This is a genomic window from Methylobacterium sp. Leaf108, from assembly GCF_001423265.1.
GTDB lineage: Bacteria > Pseudomonadota > Alphaproteobacteria > Rhizobiales > Beijerinckiaceae > Methylobacterium.
The window spans coordinates 19513-37478 of sequence record NZ_LMND01000007.1; the positions used below are offsets into that span (position 1 = coordinate 19513).

Genomic DNA, 17966 nt, shown 5'->3' on the forward strand with positions numbered 1-17966 from the left:
CGCCATCCGCCGTCATCCCGACAGCGAGGCCGACACGAAACAACCGGTCAGGTCGTCGGGCGCCGCCGCGACGGCCCCGACCCGGCGCCCGTCACCGATCGAGAAGCCGGCACAGCATGAACGACTCACCCGAGAAGCCTCCGATCGGGATGCATGCGCGGGTTCGGACGGGGTTCTCGTCGGAGGTCGCCGATCCTCACAGCGATCTCTTCTTCGCGGCCGTGGAAGCGACGCGGATGCCGATGATCGTCAGCGATCCGCGCCAGCCCGACAACCCGATCCTGTTCGCCAACCGGGCCTTCATCGCCATGACGGGCTACACGCCCGAGGAGCTGGTGGGCCGCAACTGCCGGTTCCTGCAGGGACCGGAGACGGATGCGGGGACGGTGGCCGAGATCCGGCGGGCGATCGCGCGGCGGGAGGAATTCGCCACCGAGATCCTGAACTACCGCAAGGACGGCTCCACGTTCTGGAACGCGCTCTACCTGGCGCCGGTCTACAACGCCGCCAACGAGCTGGTGTACTTCTTCGGCTCCCAGCTCGACGTCTCGCGCCGCCGCGACGCCGAGGACGCCCTGGGGCAGGCCCACAAGATGGAGGCGCTCGGCCAGCTCACCGGCGGCATCGCCCACGACTTCAACAACCTGCTGCAGGTGATCGTCGGCTACGTCGACATCCTCGGCGTCGCCCTGGACAAACCCGACGGCGATCGCGGCCGGATGCGGCGCGCCACCGACAACATCCGCGCGGCGGCGGACCGGGCGACGATGCTGACGCAGCAGCTCCTGGCCTTCGCCCGCAAGCAGCATCTCGAGGGGCGCGCGGTCAACCTCAACGGCCTCGTCGAGGGCATGGGCGACCTCGCCACGCGGACGCTCGGGACCGGGATCGACCTCGACCTCGACCTCGCGCCCGACCTCTGGACCAGCCGGATCGACCCGACCCAGACCGAGGCCGCGCTCCTCAACGTCCTGATCAACGCCCGCGACGCGATGCCGGAGGGCGGCCGCGTCACGGTGAAGACCGAGAACGTGGCCGCCGACGCCGACGCCGGCGGCCGCTCGCCCGGCCTTCCGGGCGGGCGCCACGTCAGCGTCTCGGTGAGCGACACCGGCACGGGCATCGCCCCGGACGTGCTCTCGCGGGTGATGGACCCGTTCTTCAGCACCAAGGACGAGGGCAAGGGCACCGGGCTCGGGCTCTCGATGGTCTACGGCTTCGCCAAGCAGTCGGGCGGCGCGGTGCAGATCGAATCCGTGCTGGGCGAGGGCACCACGGTCCGTCTGTCCTTCCCCGCCAACGCGCAGGGCGAACGGCCGATGCAGGCGATCGCCTCCCGGCCCGTCGCCCCCCAGACCGGCACCGAGACGGTGCTGATCGTCGACGACCGCGACGACGTCGCGGAACTGGCCCGGACCATCCTGCGCGACTTCGGATACACCACGCTGACCGCCCGCAACGGCCGCGAGGCCCTCGACATCCTCGACCAGACCGAGACCGTCGACCTCCTGTTCACGGACCTCATCATGCCCGGCGGCATGAACGGGGTGACCCTGGCCCGCGAGGCCCGCCGCCTGCGCCCGCGGCTGAAGGTGCTCCTCACCACCGGCTACGCCGAAGCGGCCATCGAGCGGACCGATGCCGACGGGGCGGAGTTCGACCTCCTCAACAAGCCCTACCGCCGCACCGACCTGATCCGCCGCATCCGCGCCGTCCTCGACGGACCGACCGGGATCGACTGATGCGGCCTCCGCTTGATTCAAGCGGTGGCCGTATCGGCGAGCCCGCGCGGCGCCTGAGCGAAGCCCATTTCCGCATCGCGACGTGATCGTCCGGAAGTGGCATGAGGCGGCAGGGACGACACGAGGGAAGGCGCGATGCCACGGGGCGACAAGGGGAAGTACACCGACAAGCAGGTCCGCAAGGCCGAGCACATCGCCGAGTCCTACGAGGCCCGCGGCGTGCCCGAGGCGCAGGCGGAGGCGCGCGCCTGGGCCACCGTCAACAAGGACGACGGCGGCGGCAAGAAGCCGGGCGGCTCGGGCCGGGCCAAGGTTTCCACCCGCACCGCCGAGGAACGCTCGGCGTCGGCCAGGAAGGGGGCCGCCACCCGCAGGCGCAACGCGGCGGAGCGCAAGGCGGACTGACGTCCCGGCGCTTCATCCGCCGAACGGGCGCGGCATCCGGAACGGCAGCATCAGGCGCACCAGCGGGTTCTTGAAACGATCGAGGGACAGGCTCTCGTGGACCGGGTTCACGGGGCGCCCGCACAGGGTCGAGGACAGGAGCGAGCGGGCGTAGAACGGCGTGTCCTCGAAGGTCCGCACCACGCTGGCGCGGCCGTCGTCGCTGCGCGTCGGGCGCGGCATCCGCCAGAACCCGGTCTTCGGCAGCTCGGCGGCCACCGGCGGCGCGATCTCGCCGGCGGTGCCGTCGGCGTCGAAGCGCAGGGTGAGGTTCTGGGTGGTGCCGTCGCGGCGGACCACGTCGTAGAGGATCGCCGCCCCCGGCTTGAGGTCGGCCCGGCACCAGGTCCACCGCGAGAAGGCGTCCTCCAGGGGCTCGTCGCCGTGGTTGGTGTCGAAATAGGCGGTGCCCGACCAGTTCACCGCGGGCTCGCTGAGCGCCACGGTGACGGGGGAGGCCGGCGCCATCGGCCACCAGCGGTGGCGGCCGGCGGCGTCGAGGGTCTGGGGCGCCTGGGTGATCCCGCCCGGCCGCACGGTGATGGTGCCGCGCACCGGCGAGGGGATCGGCGCGGTGACCTCGTCGAGGCGAATCGTCAGGCTGGTGCCGTCCCAGGCCATGGCGCTCGGGCCGATGCGGATGCTGCGCGCGTCCCGCGACAGGGATTTCGCGCCGCGCTCGGTCATGCAGAAGCTGTTGCGGCCTTCGCCGTAGAGGACGACGTTGACCGCGCAATGCGCGAACGGGTCCCGGCTCGTGTCCCAGGCGTAGTAGGGCGAGAACACGCTGCCGATGAAGGCGATGACGGTGAGCCCCTGGGTGCCGTCCTCGCTCAGGGCGTCGACGTACCACCAGACGTAGCCACCCGGCCCGACCGGGGTGTCGAAGCGCGGCGCGAGGGCCGATCCGCCGGGAGATCCGCCAGGAGGCTGTCGGCCGCCAGCCGGCCCGACTGGGCCGCCATCGGCACCCCCGGCCCCGGATGGACGCTGCCCCCCGCCAGATACAGGCCGGGCAGGCGCGTGCGCGCCCCCGGCCGCTTGAACGAGGCCATCCAACCGTGCGAGGCGCGGCCGTAGAGGGCGCCACCCGTCGCCGGAAACAGGCCCGCGAAGCCCGCCGGATCGGTGACGACCGTCCCCGGCTCCTCGTTCAGCGTCAGTCCGGCGGCCTGCAGCCGACGACGCAGGTTGGTCTCGCATTGGCGCAACTCCGTGGGGTCGAGGGGGCGCTCGCCGGTGGCGGGCGCGTTGACGAGGCAAAGCAAACGTTCCGGGCCGTCGACCGCCGGCACGGCCGCGTCGCCACGGTCTTGGGCGCAGATGTAGACCGTGGGATCGGCCGGCAGGCGCCGGCCTTTGCGCAGTTCGGCAAACTCGCTGGCGTAATCGTCCGAGAAGAACACCGTGTGGCGCACCAGGGGAAACCCCTCGGGCCGGGCGTTCATGCAGAACGTCACCGCCGAGAGCGACCGCTCGGCGAGCGCCACCGGGTCGGTGACCCGCGCGGCCTCGGGTCCGAACAGGCCCGTCCCTAAGGCCGCGACATCGGCATTGGCCACCACCGCGTCCGCCGCGATGCGCTCGCCGCCGGCGAGTTCGACCCCGGCCACCGCACCGCCCTCGACCACGATCCGCGCCACATCGGCGCTATACCGGAAGCTGGCGCCCCGGGCGGCGGCGAGATCGGCGCAGGCCTGCGCCAGCCGGCTGAGGCCGCCCTCGATGGTCCAGACGCCCTGCGCCTCCACATGCGCCACCAGCATCAGGGTGGCGGGCGCCTCGAACGGCGAGGCGCCGCAATAGGTGGCGTAGCGTCCGAACAGCTGGCGCAGGCGGGGATCGCGAAAATAGTCGCCCAGCGCCCCCCACAGGGTCGAGAAGGGCTGGATGCGCCAGAGGTCGCCGATCCCCGACAGGCCGACCCGGCGCCCGAGCTCGACCGGATTGGGCCGCGTGCCCCGGATGAACGGCCCCTCCAGGGTACGATAGACCTCGCCGGCCCTGGCGCAGAACCGGCGGTAGCCCTCCGCCTCGCGGGCCCCGGCGAAGGCGCCGATGGCGTCCACGCTCGCCTCGTGGTCGGCGAAGAGATCGAGGCGCCGGTCGCCGCGCCAGGCGTGGCGGGCCAGGATCGCGGCGGGCGTGAGCGCGACGCTGGCGCCAAGATCGGCGCCGGCCTCCGCAAAGATCTCCTCGAACACCCAGCGCATGGTGAAGACGGTGGGGCCGGCCTCGATGGCGCGCCCGGCCACTCCGACGCTGCGCATCTTGCCGCCGGGCTTCAGCCCCCGTTCGAGCACGGTGACGTCGAGCCCGGCATGGGCCAGCCGCAGCGCCGACACCAGCCCCGCGATCCCCGCTCCGACGACGACGACCTTGTCACCCTGCACCCGGTCCACTCCCTGCCGCCGCCACGAGACGGCTTGACGAGTGTCAACTTAATCTGACACTTTGAAATGACAACTTGAAAAGACACGGGAGTGGCGGACATGGATGCCAACCGGCGCATCGAGCGGGCCCTGGACAATGCCGTGGCCCATGCGGAGGCGCCCGGCGCGCCGCCGCGCCTGGCGGAGGCGATTCGCTACGGGGTCTTCCCCGGCGGCCATCGCATCCGCCCGCGGCTCTGCCTTTCGGTGGCCCGCGCCTGCGGCGACGACGATCCGGTCGGGGCCGATGCGGCCGCGGCCGCGATCGAGCTCCTGCACTGCGCCTCCCTCGTCCACGACGACCTGCCGTGTTTCGACGACGCGCCGATGCGCCGGCAGAAGCCCTCCGTGCATGCGGCCTTCGGTGAGCCCCTGGCGGTGCTCACCGGGGACGCGCTCATCGTCCTCGCCTTCGAGACCCTGGCGCGGGGCGCCGCACGCCATCCCGCCCGCCTCGCCTCCCTCGTCGGCCTCGTCGCCCGCGCGGTCGGCTCGCCCGTCGGCATCGTGGCGGGCCAGGCCTGGGAATCGGAACTCACGGTCGGCCTCACCGAATACCAGCAGGCCAAGACCGGGGCCTTGTTCGCCGCCGCCACCGTGACCGGCGCGGCCGCGGCCGGCGCTCCCCCCCTGCCCTGGCGCCTGCTCGGCGAATGCCTCGGCGAGGCCTACCAGGTCGCCGACGACCTGAGCGACGTCGCCTGCCGCCAGGAGGAGATCGGCAAGCCGGTGGGCCGCGACGCCACCCTCGGCCGCCCCAACGCGGCGGCCTTGCTCGGGGTCGGCGGCGCCATGGCCCGGCTGCGCCACCTCGTGGCCGAGGCGGTGGAGGTCATCCCGCCCTGCCCCGGCGCGGAGATCCTGCGCGCCGAGATCGTCGCCCAGACCCGCCTGTTCCTGCCGCCGAGCCTCGCCTCCGAAAAGCTCTTCGCGCTTGCGTGAGCGGGACATGGCGGAACTCCGCGCGCCGCCGGTCCTCCATGCGACCGGTGCGCCCCGTTCCTGGCGCGAACGCTGGCTCGCCTTCCGCAACCGCACGGTGGCACGGCCCGGCTTCCAGCGCTGGGCCGCGGGCTTTCCCCTGACGCGCGGCATCGCGCGGGCCAACACCCGCGCCTTGTTCGACCTGTGCGCCGGCTTCGTCTACTCGCAGACCCTGTTCGCCTGCGTTCGCCTCGACCTGTTCGCCGTGCTGGAGCCGGGGCCGCGCACCGTCGACTGGCTCGCCGTGCGCCTCGACCTGCCGCCGGAGCGCTGCCTGCGCCTCCTGAAGGCCGCCGCCTCCCTCGATCTCCTCACCCGCCTGCCCGACGGCCGCTTCGCCCTGGCCGACCTCGGCGCCGCGCTGATCGGCAACCCCGCCATCGCCGCGATGGTCGAGCATCACGCCATGCTCTACGACGACCTGCGCGATCCGGTCGCCCTGTTGCGGGGCGAGGCCGGCCCGACCCGGCTGTCCGCCTACTGGCCCTATGCCGACGGCGCCCGCCCCGAGGCGGTCGGCCCCGAATCGGTGGCGCCCTACAGCGGCCTGATGGCCGCCTCCCAGGCCTTCATCGCGCAGGACATCCTCGACGCCTATCCCCTGGGCACGCATCGGCGGCTGATGGACGTCGGCGGCGGCGAGGGCGCCTTCCTCGCCGCCGCCGCGGCCCGCGCGCCGGACCTTTCCCTCGTCCTGTTCGACCTCGAGCCCGTGGCGGCACGCGCCCGCCGGCACTTCGCCGCCGCCGGCCTCGCCGGGCGCGCCACCGCCCACGGCGGCAGTTTTCGCGAGGATCCCCTGCCCTCGGGGGCCGACCTGATCTCCCTGGTGCGCGTGGTCCACGACCACGACGACGACACCGTCCGGGTCCTGCTGCGCAAGGTCCGCGACGCGCTGGCACCCGGCGGCACCCTGCTCATCGCCGAGCCGATGGCCGGCACGCCCGGGGCCGCGCCGATCGCCGACGCCTATTTCGGCTTCTATCTCCTCGCCATGGGCACCGGCCGCTGCCGCAGCCCGGCCGAGCTGGCGCCGCTGCTGGCCGAGGCGGGCTTCGCCCGGCCCCGCGAGATCGCCACCCGCCGCCCGCTCTTGACCCGGCTCGTCACCGCGACGGCGGTCTGAGACGCATCCCGGCGCGAGTGACAAGCCAACTTGACACTCGCGGCCGTAAATAAGAGTTGACGTTCCGAAGTGTCTATCTAGGATGACACAGACAGAACCAGCCGGACGCAAAAGGCGGGGAGGATCATTCGATGCAAGCCCGAGCCGTCGTCCTCCACGAGCCAGAGCGGCTCAACCTCGAAGACCTCGCCATCGACGCCCCCGGCCACGACGACGCCGTGGTCGCGGTGCGCTGGAGCGGCATCAGCACCGGCACGGAGCGCCTGCTCTGGTCGGGCCGGATGCCGCCCTTCCCCGGCATGGGTTACCCCCTGGTCCCCGGCTATGAGTCGGTCGGCGAGGTGGTGGAAGCCGGCGAGGGCTCCGGCCTGCGGGTCGGCCAGACCGTCTTCGTTCCCGGCGCCCGCTGCTTCGGCCCGGTGCGCGGCCTGTTCGGCGGCGCCGCCTCCCACCTCGTCAGCGCCGGCTCGCGCCTGGTGCCGGTCGATGCCTCGCTCGGCGAGCGCGGCATCCTCATCGCCCTGGCTGCCACCGCCTATCACGCCCTGCGCCACGTGGTTCCGGGCCAACGCTCCCTCATCGTCGGCCACGGCGTCCTCGGACGCCTGCTCGCCCGCCTCACCGCCATCGCCGGCGGCCTTCCGATCGTGTGGGAGACCAACCCGGTCCGGGCCGCGGGCGACCACGGCTACGCGGTGATCGACCCGGTCTACGACGAGCGCCGCGACTACGCCGCCATCACCGACGTGAGCGGCGACGCGGGCCTCCTCGACACCCTGATCGGGCGGCTGGCGCCCGGCGGAGAGGTCGTGCTGGCGGGCTTCTACGAAGCATCCCTCTCCTTCGCCTTCCCCCAGGCCTTCATGCGCGAGGCCCGCATCCGGGTCGCCGCGCAATGGCAGCCGGACGATCTCGCCGCGGTGATGGCGCTGATCGAGGGCGGGCGCCTGAGTCTCGACGGCCTGATCACCCATCGCAGCCCGACGGCGGCGGCGGAGCAGGCCTATCGCACGGCCTTCGGCGAGCCGGAGTGCCTGAAGATGATCCTCGATTGGAGCACCCGTTCATGAACATCCCGCTGAACGGAGCCGCGCTCAAGGGCGCGGAGGCCATGCAGTCCCAGAACCTGCGCATCGAAGCCGGCATCGAGCCCGATCCGGTGCCGACCAAGGCCACCAAGGAGACGCAGATCATCGCGATCTACGGCAAGGGCGGCATCGGCAAGTCGTTCACCCTGGCCAACCTCAGCTACATGATGGCCCAGCAGGGCAAGAAGGTCCTGCTCATCGGCTGCGACCCCAAGAGCGACACCACCTCGCTCCTGTTCGGCGGCCGCGCCTGCCCCACGATCATCGAGACCTCGACGAAGAAGAAGCTCGCCGGCGAGCAGGTCGCCATCGGCGACGTCTGCTTCAAGCGCGACGGCGTCTACGCGATGGAGCTCGGCGGGCCGGAGGTCGGCCGCGGCTGCGGCGGGCGCGGCATCATCCACGGCTTCGAACTCCTGGAGAAGCTCGGCTTCCACGAGTGGGGCTTCGACTACGTGCTGCTCGACTTCCTCGGCGACGTGGTCTGCGGCGGCTTCGGCCTGCCGATCGCCCGGGACATGTGCCAGAAGGTCATCGTCGTCGGCTCCAACGACCTGCAGTCGCTGTATGTGGCCAACAACGTCTGCTCGGCGGTGGAATACTTCCGCAAGCTCGGCGGCAACGTCGGCGTCGGCGGCCTCGTCATCAACAAGGACGACGGCACCGGCGAGGCCCAGGCCTTCGCCGAGGCGGTCGGCATCCCGGTCCTGGCCTCGATCCCGGCCGACGACGACATCCGCAAGAAGAGCGCGAACTACGAGATCATCGGCCGGCCCGAGAGCCCCTGGGGTTCGCTGTTCGCCGACCTCGCCCAGAACGTCCACGACGCCAAGGCCAACCACCCGACGCCGCTCAGCCAGGACGGCCTGCTCGGCCTGTTCAAGGGCGAGGCGGTGGGCCGCGGCGTGACGCTGGTGCCCGCCACCTTCGAGGACATGTGCGGCACGGCCCACGTCGTGAAGCCGTCCCTCGAAGTCATCTACGACGAGGTTTGAGGGCACCATGGCCGTCACCCTCGACATCGCCGACCTGCGCGCCCGTAAGGAGCGCCCCGCCTCGACGCTCGCCGCCCCCCCGGTTCCGGCCGAGGCGGTCAACCTGGCCGCCACCACCGGCGACGGCCTCGGCTGCCATTCCGGCAAGGCGGCGATGACGGCGGCGGCCGAGGCCGCCGGCATGTCCGAGACCCTCGATCAACTGCGGGCGGACTACCCGCAGGGGCCGCACGACCAGCCCCAGAGCATGTGCCCCGCCTTCGGCTCCCTGCGCGTCGGCCTGCGCATGCGCCGCACCGCGACGATCCTGTCGGGCTCGGCCTGCTGCGTCTACGGCCTCACCTTCACCTCGCATTTCTACGGGGCCAAGCGGACGGTGGGCTACGTGCCCTTCAATTCCGAATCCCTGGTGACGGGCAAGCTGTTCGAGGACATCCGCGAGGCGGTGTTCGAGGTGGCCAAGCCCGCCGACTACGACGCCGTCGTCGTCATCAACCTGTGCGTCCCCACCGCCTCCGGCGTGCCGCTGCGCCTCCTGCCCAAGGAGATCGACGGGGTCCGCATCATCGGCATCGACGTGCCGGGCTTCGGCGTCCCCACCCACGCGGAAGCCAAGGACGTGCTGGCCGGCGCGATGCTCAAGGTCGCCCGCACCGAAGTCGAGCAGGGCCCGGTCCAGGCGCCCCGCAGCGGCCGCTCCGAGCGCCCCACCGTGGCGCTGCTCGGCGAGATGTTCCCCGCCGACCCCGTCGTGATCGGGTCGATGCTGGAGCCGCTGGGTCTGGCCGCCGGTCCCGTCGTGCCCACCCGCGAATGGCGCGAGCTCTACGCCGCCCTCGATTGCGCGGCCGTGGCGGCGATCCACCCGTTCTACACCGCGTCCATGCGCGAGTTCTCGCTGGCCGGTCGCCCCATCGTCGGCTCGGCCCCGGTGGGCCACGACGGCACCGCCGACTGGCTCGACCGGATCGGCGAGGCCTGCGCGGTGCCCCGCGCCACCGTCGAGGCCGCCAAGAACCGGTTCCTGCCGATGATCAAGGGCGTGCTCGCCGACGCCCCGATCGCGGGCCGGATCACCCTCTCGGGCTACGAGGGCTCGGAGCTCCTGGTGGGCCGGCTCCTCGTCGAGAGCGGCGCCGACCTGCGCTACGTCGGCACCGCCTGCCCGAGGACGCCCTATTCGGAGGCCGACCGCGACTGGCTCGAGGCCCGCGGGGTCGAGGTCCGCTACCGCGCCTCCCTCGAGGACGACCTCTACGCCATGCATCACTTCAAGCCGGATCTCGCCATCGGCACCACCCCGGTGGTGCAGAAGGCCAAGGAGATGGCGCTGCCCGCCCTCTACTTCACCAACCTCATCTCCGCCCGCCCGCTCATGGGCGTCGCCGGCGCCGGGTCGCTGGCCAAGGTCATCAACGCGGCGCTGGGCAACCGGCCCCGGTTCGACCGGATGCGCGATTTCTTCGCCGGCGTCGGCGAGGGCCATGCCGCCGGCATCTGGGAGGAGGTTCCGCAGCTCCGCCAGAACGTCGCCTCGGCCAAGCGCGAGAAGCCCGCGCACAATCCGATCGGGGAGATGGCCTGATGCTCGTCCTCGATCACGACCGGGCCGGCGGCTACTGGGGCGCCGTCTACGTCTTCACCGCCATCAAGGGATTGCAGGTCGTCATCGACGGCCCCGTCGGCTGCGAGAACCTGCCCGTCACCTCGGTGCTGCACTACACCGACGCGCTGCCGCCGCACGAACTGCCCATCGTCGTCACGGGGCTGGCCGAGGAAGAACTCGGCCGCCACGGCACCGAGGGCGCGATGAAGCGGGCCCATGCCACCCTCGACCCGGGCATGCCGAGCGTGGTCGTCACCGGCTCGATCGCCGAGATGATCGGCGGCGGCGTGACGCCCGAGGGCACCAACATCCAGCGGTTCCTGCCGCGCACCATCGACGAGGACCAGTGGCAGACCGCCGACCGGGCGATGTCCTGGCTCTGGCAGGAGTACGGCGCCAGGAAGTTCGCCAAGAAGGGCATTCCCGCACGGCCCGCCCGCAAGGACGGCGAGAAGCCGCGGGTCAACATCATCGGCCCGGCCTACGGCACCTTCAACATGCCCTCCGACCTCGCCGAGATCCGCCGCCTCGTCGAGGGCATCGGCGCCGAGGTGAACCTGGCCTTCCCGCTCGGATCGCACCTGGCCGACGTGCCCAAGCTCGTGAACGCGGACGCCAACATCTGCCTCTACCGCGAGTTCGGCCGCCTGCTGTGCGAGGCCCTGGAGCGCCCCTACCTGCAGGCGCCCATCGGCATCCACGCCACCACCAAGTTCCTGCGCAAGCTCGGCGAGATCCTGGGGGTGGACCCCGAGCCGTTCATCGAGCGCGAGAAGCACACCACCATCAAGCCGGTGTGGGACCTGTGGCGGTCGGTGACCCAGGACTTCTTCGGCACGGCGAGCTTCGGCATCGTCGCCTCCGAGACCTACGCCAGGGGCGTGCGCCGCTTCCTCGAGGACGAGATGGGGCTGCCCTGCACCTTCGCGGTCTCGCGGCTGGCCGGCGCCAAGACCGACAACGCGGCGGTGCGCGAGCTCATCGCCACCAACCCGCCGCTGGTGCTGTTCGGCTCGTTCAACGAGCGCATGTACGCGGCCGAGAGCGGCTGCCGGGCGGTGTTCGTGCCGGCCTCCTTCCCCGGCGCCATCATCCGGCGCCACACCGGCACGCCGTTCATGGGCTTCTCCGGGGCGACCTACCTCGTCCAGGAGGTCTGCAACGCCCTGTTCGACATGCTCTTCCACATCATCCCCCTCGCCCGCGACATGGATGCGGTCGAGGCGACCCCGGCCCGGCTCCACCGCGAGCTGCCCTGGGACGACGAGGCCCGCACGCTGCTCGACGACTTCGTCGAGCGCCAGCCGGTCCTGGTGCGGATCTCCATGGCCAAGCGCCTGCGCGACGCCGCCGAACGCGGCGCCCGCGGCGAGGGGCTCGAACGGGTCGCCGAGACCCACGTCGCCCGCGCGCACGACGGGCTCAAGCAGGGAGTCGCCGCATGACCGCGTCCGCCGCACCCGCGCACACCCCTCCATCCGCTTTCCCGCACACAGCATTCCCGGCGCCGCGCACCGCGTCCCGCGAACAGGAGCCCCACGTCATGCAACGCACGCTCAACCCGATGTCGTCGCGCCAGCACCAGGACGAAATTCAGTTCCGGGTCATCCTGGCCGCGACCTACCCGTTCTTCCTGATCGCGGCCGTGGCCCAGCGCCTGGCGCCTGGCGCATCCGACGCGCGCCGCCTGCCCGCCCAGCGCCGCTCGGTCTTCGCCGAAGCCAAGGCCATGGCGGTCCAAGCGATTCCCTTCGCCTTCATGGGCTGACGCGGCCGTCCCGGCCGCCTCCATCGAAGGATCCCCCATCCGCCGGGCCGCACTCTGGTCCCGGCGATACCCGCCGCACCGCATCGGCGCGGCTTGTCAGAGCGGAGGCTCACAGCAATGGCAAATGGAATAGTCGAAAAACCGAGCAGCCTGTCCGGGCTGACGGAGCCGGAAGCCAAGGAGTTCCACGCGATCTTCTTGACGAGCTTCATCATCTTCACGGCGGTCGCCGTGGTCGCGCACATCCTCGTCTGGATGTGGCGTCCGTGGCTGCCCGGCCCCAAGGGCTACGCCGCCCTCGATACCGTCACGAGCGCCGCGCACGGCCTCGTCTCGCTGATCTCGTAAGGAGGAGCACACCATGCACAAGGTTTGGCTTCTTTTCGATCCCCGCCGGACACTGGTGGCCCTGTTCACCTTCCTGTTCATCCTGGCGCTGCTGATCCACTTCATCTTGCTCAGCACCGACCGGTTCAACTGGCTGGAAGGCCCCAAGGCCCAGAAGGCGGCGCACGCGCTGTCCATCGTCGCCCCGACTCCGACCTGATCGGATCACCCTCGCGCGTCCGGGCCGGTTCGCCGTCCGGACGTGCCGACCTCCCATCCCCTCATCGATGGGCCTGCCTCGGGCGGGGCGCCGACACTCCGTCGGCCCCGCCCGAGGCGTCCCATGCCGGCGCCGCAGTCCCATAGCGCGCCGGAAACCAAGTCGAGGTCTCCGCCATGGCGATGCTGAGTTTCGAACGAAAATACCGGGTCCGCGGCGGCACCCTCGTCGGCGGCGACCTGTTCGATTTCTGGGTCGGGCCGTTCTACGTCGGCTTCTTCGGTGTCACGACGCTGTTCTTCTCGGTGCTGGGCACCGCGCTGATCGTCTACGGCGCCGCCCTGGGACCGACCTGGAACATCTGGCAGATCAACATCGCGCCCCCCGACCTGAAGTACGGGTTGGCGCTGGCCCCGCTCAAGGAGGGCGGGCTCTGGCAGATCATCACCTTCTGTGCCGTGGGCTCGTTCGTGTCCTGGGCCCTGCGCGAGGTCGAGATCTGCCGCAAGCTCGGCATCGGCTACCACGTGCCGTTCGCCTTCGCGGTGGCGATCTTCGCCTACGTGGCGCTGGTGGTGATCCGGCCGTTCCTGATGGGCGCCTGGGGCCACGGCTTCCCCTACGGCATCCTCAGCCACCTCGATTGGGTGTCGAACACCGGCTACCAGTACCTGCACTTCCACTACAATCCGGCCCACATGCTGGCGGTGTCGTTCTTCTTCACGACGACCTTCGCCCTGTCGCTCCACGGCTCGCTCATCCTCTCGGCCACCAACCCCGGCAAGGGCCAGGTGGTGAAGACCCCCGAGCACGAGGACACCTTCTTCCGCGACACCATCGGCTACTCGATCGGCACGCTGGGCATCCACCGCCTCGGCCTGTTCCTCGCGCTCTCGGCGGGCTTCTGGAGCGCCGTGTGCATCATCATCAGCGGACCCTTCTGGACCCAGGGCTGGCCGGAATGGTGGGGCTGGTGGCTCAATCTCCCGGTCTGGCGCTGACGAGCGGAAAGGGAAACACCCGCCATGGCATATTACCAGAACATCTTCACAGCGGTGCAGGTCAGGCCGGTCGTCCCCGACCTCGGGGTTCCGGTGGACTCCGACAAGCGCTGGGGCAAGCCCTTCAACAGCTACCTGATGGGCCTCATCGGCAACGCCCAGGTCGGGCCGATCTACGGGGGATACCTCGGTATCCTCTCCCTGGCCTGCGGTCTCATCGCCTTCGAGATCATCGGCCTCAACATGTGGGCCAGCGTGAACTGGGACCCGATCCAGTTCGTCCGCCAGCTGCCCTGGCTCGCCCTCGAGCCGCCCCTGCCCAGGCACGGCCTGCGGGTGCTGCCCCCGCTCAACGAAGGCGGCTGGTGGCTGATCGCCGGCTTCTTCCTCACCGCCTCGGTGATGCTGTGGTGGGTGCGCCTGTTCCGCCGCGCTCAGGCCCTGGGGCTGGGCTACCACGTCCCCTGGGCCTTCGCCTCGGCGATCTGGCTCTACCTCGTCCTCGGCTTCATCCGGCCGGTGATGATGGGCTCCTGGAGCGAGGCGGTGCCCTTCGGCATCTTCCCGCACCTCGATTGGACCGCCGCCTTCTCGCTGCGCTACGGCAACCTCTTCTACAACCCGTTCCACATGCTCTCGATCGTCTTCCTCTACGGGTCGACGCTGCTGTTCGCCATGCACGGGGCGACCATCCTGGCGGTGAGCCGCTTCGGCGGCGAGCGTGAGATCGACCAGATCGTCGATCGCGGCACGGCCACCGAGCGCGCCGCCCTGTTCTGGCGCTGGACCATGGGCTTCAACGCCACCATGGAATCGATCCACCGCTGGGCCTGGTGGTTTGCCGTCCTCACCACCCTCACCGGCGGCATCGGCATCCTGCTCACCGGCACCGTCGTCGACAATTGGTACCTCTGGGCGGTCAAGCACGGCGTCGCGCCGAGCTATCCGGAAGTCTACGCCCCGATCGTCGATCCCTTGAGCGCCACGGGGGCAGCCAAATGAGAGTCTTCTTCACCGTCGTCGGGGCCGCGATCGCCTTCTTCCTCACGGTCGCGATGTTCGGGACCGCCGGGTGGGACCGCCCGCCCCTCGTCACCAGCCAGAACGGCTATCGCGGCACCGCGATGGCCCAGGTCGAGACCAAGGCGGACGCCGCCGAGGTCAAGGCCGCCAACGTGGCGCCCGCCCCCGCCGATCCGGCGGAGCCGGGCGAGGAACTCGCCGGCAAGACCTACGAGAACGTCCAGGTCCTGCAGAACATCACCACCAACGAGTTCAACCGCCTGATGGCCTCGATGACGGAGTGGGTCTCCCCCGAACAGGGCTGCACCTACTGCCACAACACCGAGAACATGGCCGACGACAGCCTCTACCAGAAGAAGGTCGCCCGCCGGATGCTGCAGATGACCCAGCACATCAACAGCACCTGGAAGGACAAGCACGTGGGCGGCGCCGGCGTCACCTGCTACACTTGCCACCGCGGCCAGCCGGTGCCGGCCAACATCTGGTTCACCGACCCCGGCCCCAATGCCACCTCGGGCTTCGTACCCCGCAACAACGGGCAGAACATGGCCTCGCCCTCGGTGGGCCTCGCCTCGCTGCCCTACGACACCCTGACCGAGTACTTCTCGACCAAGAACATCGACGAGACCGCGATCCGCGTGAACGCCACCACGGCGCTGCCGACCTCGAAGGGCAAGCCGATCCAGGAGGCCGAGAAGACCTTCGGCCTGATGATCCACATGTCGCAGGGGTTGGGGGTCAACTGCACCTTCTGCCACAACACCCGGGCGGTCTCCGACTGGTCGCAGAGCACGCCCCAGCGCACCACCGCCTGGCACGGCATCCGGATGGTCCGGGACATCAACGGCGACTACATGGAGCCCTTGACCTCGACCTTCCCGGCCAACCGCCTCGGCGCCCTGGGCGACGTGCCCAAGGTGAACTGCACCACCTGCCACAACGGCGTCAGCAAGCCCCTCAACGGCGCCAACGTGATCGACGCCTACCCGGAACTCGCCGCACCGGTGGTGGCGGCGGCCGCGACCACCGAGCCGGCCCCCCCGGCACCGGCGCCCGCGGCACCGACCCCCGAGCAGAAGCCGCCGCAGTAGCCGCGCCCGGCCCAAGGCCCGCGACGACGACGAGGCCGCCGGACCCGAGGTCCGGCGGCCTTTCGCGTTGGCGGGCGGAGCCGCCGGCCGAGCCCCGCCGCGCGTGCGGCGGATGCCGCCGACCGGTGACGGCCCAAGGCCCGAGACCCAAGACCCGACACCCGACACCCGACACCCAAAACTCACGGCCCACGGCCGGCGGCACGGGGGCGGCCCGGCCTAAGGTTGCGATGACGAATTTCTGCTATCGATCGGCGGTCCGATCGATTCGGCGGCTAACGTGTGTGACCAACGTCATATTCGTGATGCGGGCGGACGGTTAGGAACCGGTCGGACGAACGGACCAGCAGGGCGGGTGGGCGCAGCATGAAGACGCGCGGATCGACGGAGATCGTCTCGGCCCTGGCCCGCTGCCGCGCGGCCTTCATCGGCGTCGGCGTGATGAGCGGGCTCATCAACGTCCTGTATCTGACCGGCTCGTTCTTCATGCTCGAGGTCTACGACCGCGTGATCCCGAGCCGGAGCGTGCCGACCCTGGTCGGCCTCGTGGTCCTGGCCCTCGTCCTCTACGCCTTCCAGGGCGTCCTCGAGATGCTGCGCTCGCGCATCCTGGCCCGCGTCGGGGCCGCCCTCGACGAGGCCCTGAGCGCGCGGGTGTTCGACATCGTGGTGAGGGCGCCGCTCAAGGGGGCCGCCCCCGGCGACGGGCTACTGCCGCTGCGCGACCTCGACCAGCTGCGCGCCTTCCTCTCGGGCACCGGCCCCTCCGCCCTGTTCGACCTGCCGTGGATGCCGATCTACGTCGGCATCTGCTTCCTGTTCCATCCGCTGATCGGCGTCGCCGCGGTGGCCGGCGCCGCGATCCTGGCGGTCCTGACCTATCTCACCGACCGCTCGACGCGGGAGCCCTCGCAGACCTCGACCGCCCACGGCATGCGCCGCAACGGCCTGGCCGAAGCCGGCCGGCGCAACGCCGAGGTGCTGGCGGCGATGGGCATGCAGGGCCGGCTCGCCACCCGCTGGGGAGTCGCCAACCGCGACTACATGGACTCGCAGCAGCAGGTCGCCGACGTGGCCGGCGGCTACGGCGCCGGCTCCAAGGTCTTCCGCATGGCGCTGCAGTCGGGGGTGCTGGCGCTGGGCGCCTGGCTCGTCATCAACAACCAGGCCTCGGCGGGCATCATCATCGCCTCCTCGATCCTGGTGGCCCGCTCCCTCGCCCCGGCCGAACTCGCCATCGCCAACTGGAAGGGGTTCGTGCAGGCCCGCCAGAGCTGGGCGCGGCTGTCGGACTTGTTCGCGCGCATCCCGGCCACCGGCCAGCCCCATTCCCTGCCGGCCCCGAGCCAGTCGGTCACCGTGGAGGGCGTCAGCATCGCCCCCCCCGGTGCCCAGCGCCTCGTGGTGCAGGACCTCAGTCTCGGCCTGAAGGCCGGGCAGGGCCTGGGCATCATCGGGCCGAGCGCATCGGGCAAGTCCTCGCTGGTGCGCGCCCTCGTCGGGGTGTGGCCGCCGCTGCGCGGCAAGGTCCGCATCGACGGGGCCGCCCTCGACCAGTGGTCGAGCGCGGACCTCGGGCCCCACATCGGCTTCCTGCCGCAGGAGGTCGAGCTGTTCGGCGGCACGGTCGCCGAGAACATCGCCCGCTTCGATCCCGACGCGTCCTCGGCCGACATCATCGCCGCGGCCAAGGCGGCGGGCGTCCACGACCTCATCCTGCGCCTGTCGGAGGGCTACGACACCCGGCTCGGCGAGAACGGCGCCGGCCTCTCGGCGGGCCAGCGCCAGCGGGTCGGCCTCGCCCGCGCCCTCTACGGCGATCCCTTCCTCGTCGTCCTCGACGAGCCCAACGCCAACCTCGACAACGAGGGCGAGAACGCCCTCACCCAGGCGATCCTCGGCGTGCGCCAGCGTGGCGGCATCTGCGTCGTCGTCGCCCATCGCCCGAGCGCGCTCGCCGCCGTCGACCTGATCCTGATGATGGCCGACGGCCGCGCCCAGGCCTTCGGTCCCAAGGACGAGGTCCTGAAGCGCGTCCTGCGCACCGCGCCGGCGGAGGCGGCGGTGCCGCGGGCGGCCACCCCCGGTGCCGTGACGCTGCAGGAAAGCGCCTGACCCT

The 17966-nt window shown here is 71.1% G+C and carries 17 protein-coding genes; 15 read left to right on the plus strand and 2 right to left on the minus strand.

The features are described from left to right. The first annotated feature begins 116 nt into the window (after positions 1-116). Complete coding sequence (locus tag ASF39_RS06595; protein ID WP_055886139.1) at positions 117-1742, plus strand: hybrid sensor histidine kinase/response regulator; 1626 nt, start codon at positions 117-119, stop codon at positions 1740-1742. 135 nt (positions 1743-1877) lie between these two features. Next, positions 1878-2147, plus strand: a complete 270-nt coding sequence (locus ASF39_RS06600; RefSeq protein WP_055886142.1) for a hypothetical protein — start codon at positions 1878-1880, stop codon at positions 2145-2147. Positions 2148-2159: 12 nt separating this feature from the next. Here ASF39_RS06600 and ASF39_RS06605 read toward each other — a convergent pair whose 3' ends face one another. Continuing rightward, the gene (locus tag ASF39_RS06605) at positions 2160-3023 is read right to left on the minus strand and encodes a carotenoid 1,2-hydratase (protein WP_056282195.1); all 864 of its coding nucleotides are present in this window, start codon (positions 3021-3023) and stop codon (positions 2160-2162) included. Next, a complete protein-coding gene (gene crtD / locus ASF39_RS06610; RefSeq protein ID WP_056282196.1) occupies positions 3020-4579 on the minus strand; it encodes a 1-hydroxycarotenoid 3,4-desaturase CrtD in 1560 nt (519 codons plus the stop codon). The genes ASF39_RS06605 and crtD overlap by 4 nt, the downstream gene beginning before the upstream one ends. Before the next feature lie 99 nt (positions 4580-4678). Between crtD and ASF39_RS06615 the strand changes: the two genes are divergently transcribed. The 13 genes from ASF39_RS06615 to ASF39_RS06675 all read left to right on the plus strand — a co-directional run bounded on the left by ASF39_RS06615 (position 4679) and on the right by ASF39_RS06675 (position 17962). Next, on the plus strand, positions 4679-5560 hold the full coding sequence (locus ASF39_RS06615) for a polyprenyl synthetase family protein (RefSeq protein WP_056282076.1): 882 nt from the start codon (positions 4679-4681) through the stop codon (positions 5558-5560). Between the two features lie 7 nt (positions 5561-5567). Then, the gene (locus tag ASF39_RS06620; protein ID WP_056282080.1) at positions 5568-6728 is read left to right on the plus strand and encodes a methyltransferase; all 1161 of its coding nucleotides are present in this window, start codon (positions 5568-5570) and stop codon (positions 6726-6728) included. A gap of 131 nt (positions 6729-6859) precedes the next feature. Further along, positions 6860-7798: a chlorophyll synthesis pathway protein BchC gene (gene bchC / locus ASF39_RS06625; RefSeq protein WP_056282082.1), complete on the plus strand. Its 939-nt coding sequence runs from the start codon at positions 6860-6862 to the stop codon at positions 7796-7798. Continuing rightward, entirely contained in the window at positions 7795-8811 is a 1017-nt protein-coding gene (locus ASF39_RS06630) for a chlorophyllide a reductase iron protein subunit X (protein ID WP_055886154.1), read from the plus strand. Before bchC ends, ASF39_RS06630 begins: the two co-directional genes overlap by 4 nt. A 7-nt stretch (positions 8812-8818) precedes the next feature. Further along, positions 8819-10396, plus strand: coding sequence for a chlorophyllide a reductase subunit Y (gene bchY, locus ASF39_RS06635; RefSeq protein ID WP_055886157.1), 1578 nt, complete (start codon positions 8819-8821; stop codon positions 10394-10396). After that, positions 10396-11862: a chlorophyllide a reductase subunit Z gene (bchZ, locus tag ASF39_RS06640; protein ID WP_055886160.1), complete on the plus strand. Its 1467-nt coding sequence runs from the start codon at positions 10396-10398 to the stop codon at positions 11860-11862. Before bchY ends, bchZ begins: the two co-directional genes overlap by 1 nt. A gap of 98 nt (positions 11863-11960) precedes the next feature. Next, a complete protein-coding gene (locus ASF39_RS06645; RefSeq protein WP_055886163.1) occupies positions 11961-12185 on the plus strand; it encodes a hypothetical protein in 225 nt (74 codons plus the stop codon). A gap of 117 nt (positions 12186-12302) precedes the next feature. Continuing rightward, positions 12303-12533 (plus strand): light-harvesting antenna LH1, beta subunit, encoded by a 231-nt coding sequence (pufB, locus tag ASF39_RS06650; protein ID WP_055886165.1) that lies wholly within the window; start codon positions 12303-12305, stop codon positions 12531-12533. A 13-nt stretch (positions 12534-12546) separates the two neighbouring features. Continuing rightward, positions 12547-12732 carry a light-harvesting antenna LH1, alpha subunit gene (gene pufA, locus ASF39_RS06655; protein WP_055886168.1) on the plus strand — a complete coding sequence of 62 codons (186 nt, stop codon included), beginning with the start codon at positions 12547-12549 and terminating at the stop codon, positions 12730-12732. A 176-nt stretch (positions 12733-12908) separates the two neighbouring features. Further along, positions 12909-13733 (plus strand): photosynthetic reaction center subunit L, encoded by an 825-nt coding sequence (gene pufL / locus ASF39_RS06660; RefSeq protein WP_055886171.1) that lies wholly within the window; start codon positions 12909-12911, stop codon positions 13731-13733. A 24-nt stretch (positions 13734-13757) separates the two neighbouring features. After that, entirely contained in the window at positions 13758-14735 is a 978-nt protein-coding gene (pufM, locus tag ASF39_RS06665; RefSeq protein WP_055886173.1) for a photosynthetic reaction center subunit M, read from the plus strand. Next, entirely contained in the window at positions 14732-15847 is a 1116-nt protein-coding gene (gene pufC / locus ASF39_RS06670) for a photosynthetic reaction center cytochrome PufC (RefSeq protein WP_055886176.1), read from the plus strand. The genes pufM and pufC overlap by 4 nt, the downstream gene beginning before the upstream one ends. 366 nt (positions 15848-16213) lie before the next feature. Continuing rightward, complete coding sequence (locus ASF39_RS06675) at positions 16214-17962, plus strand: type I secretion system permease/ATPase (RefSeq protein ID WP_055886179.1); 1749 nt, start codon at positions 16214-16216, stop codon at positions 17960-17962. The last annotated feature ends 4 nt before the right edge of the window (positions 17963-17966 follow it).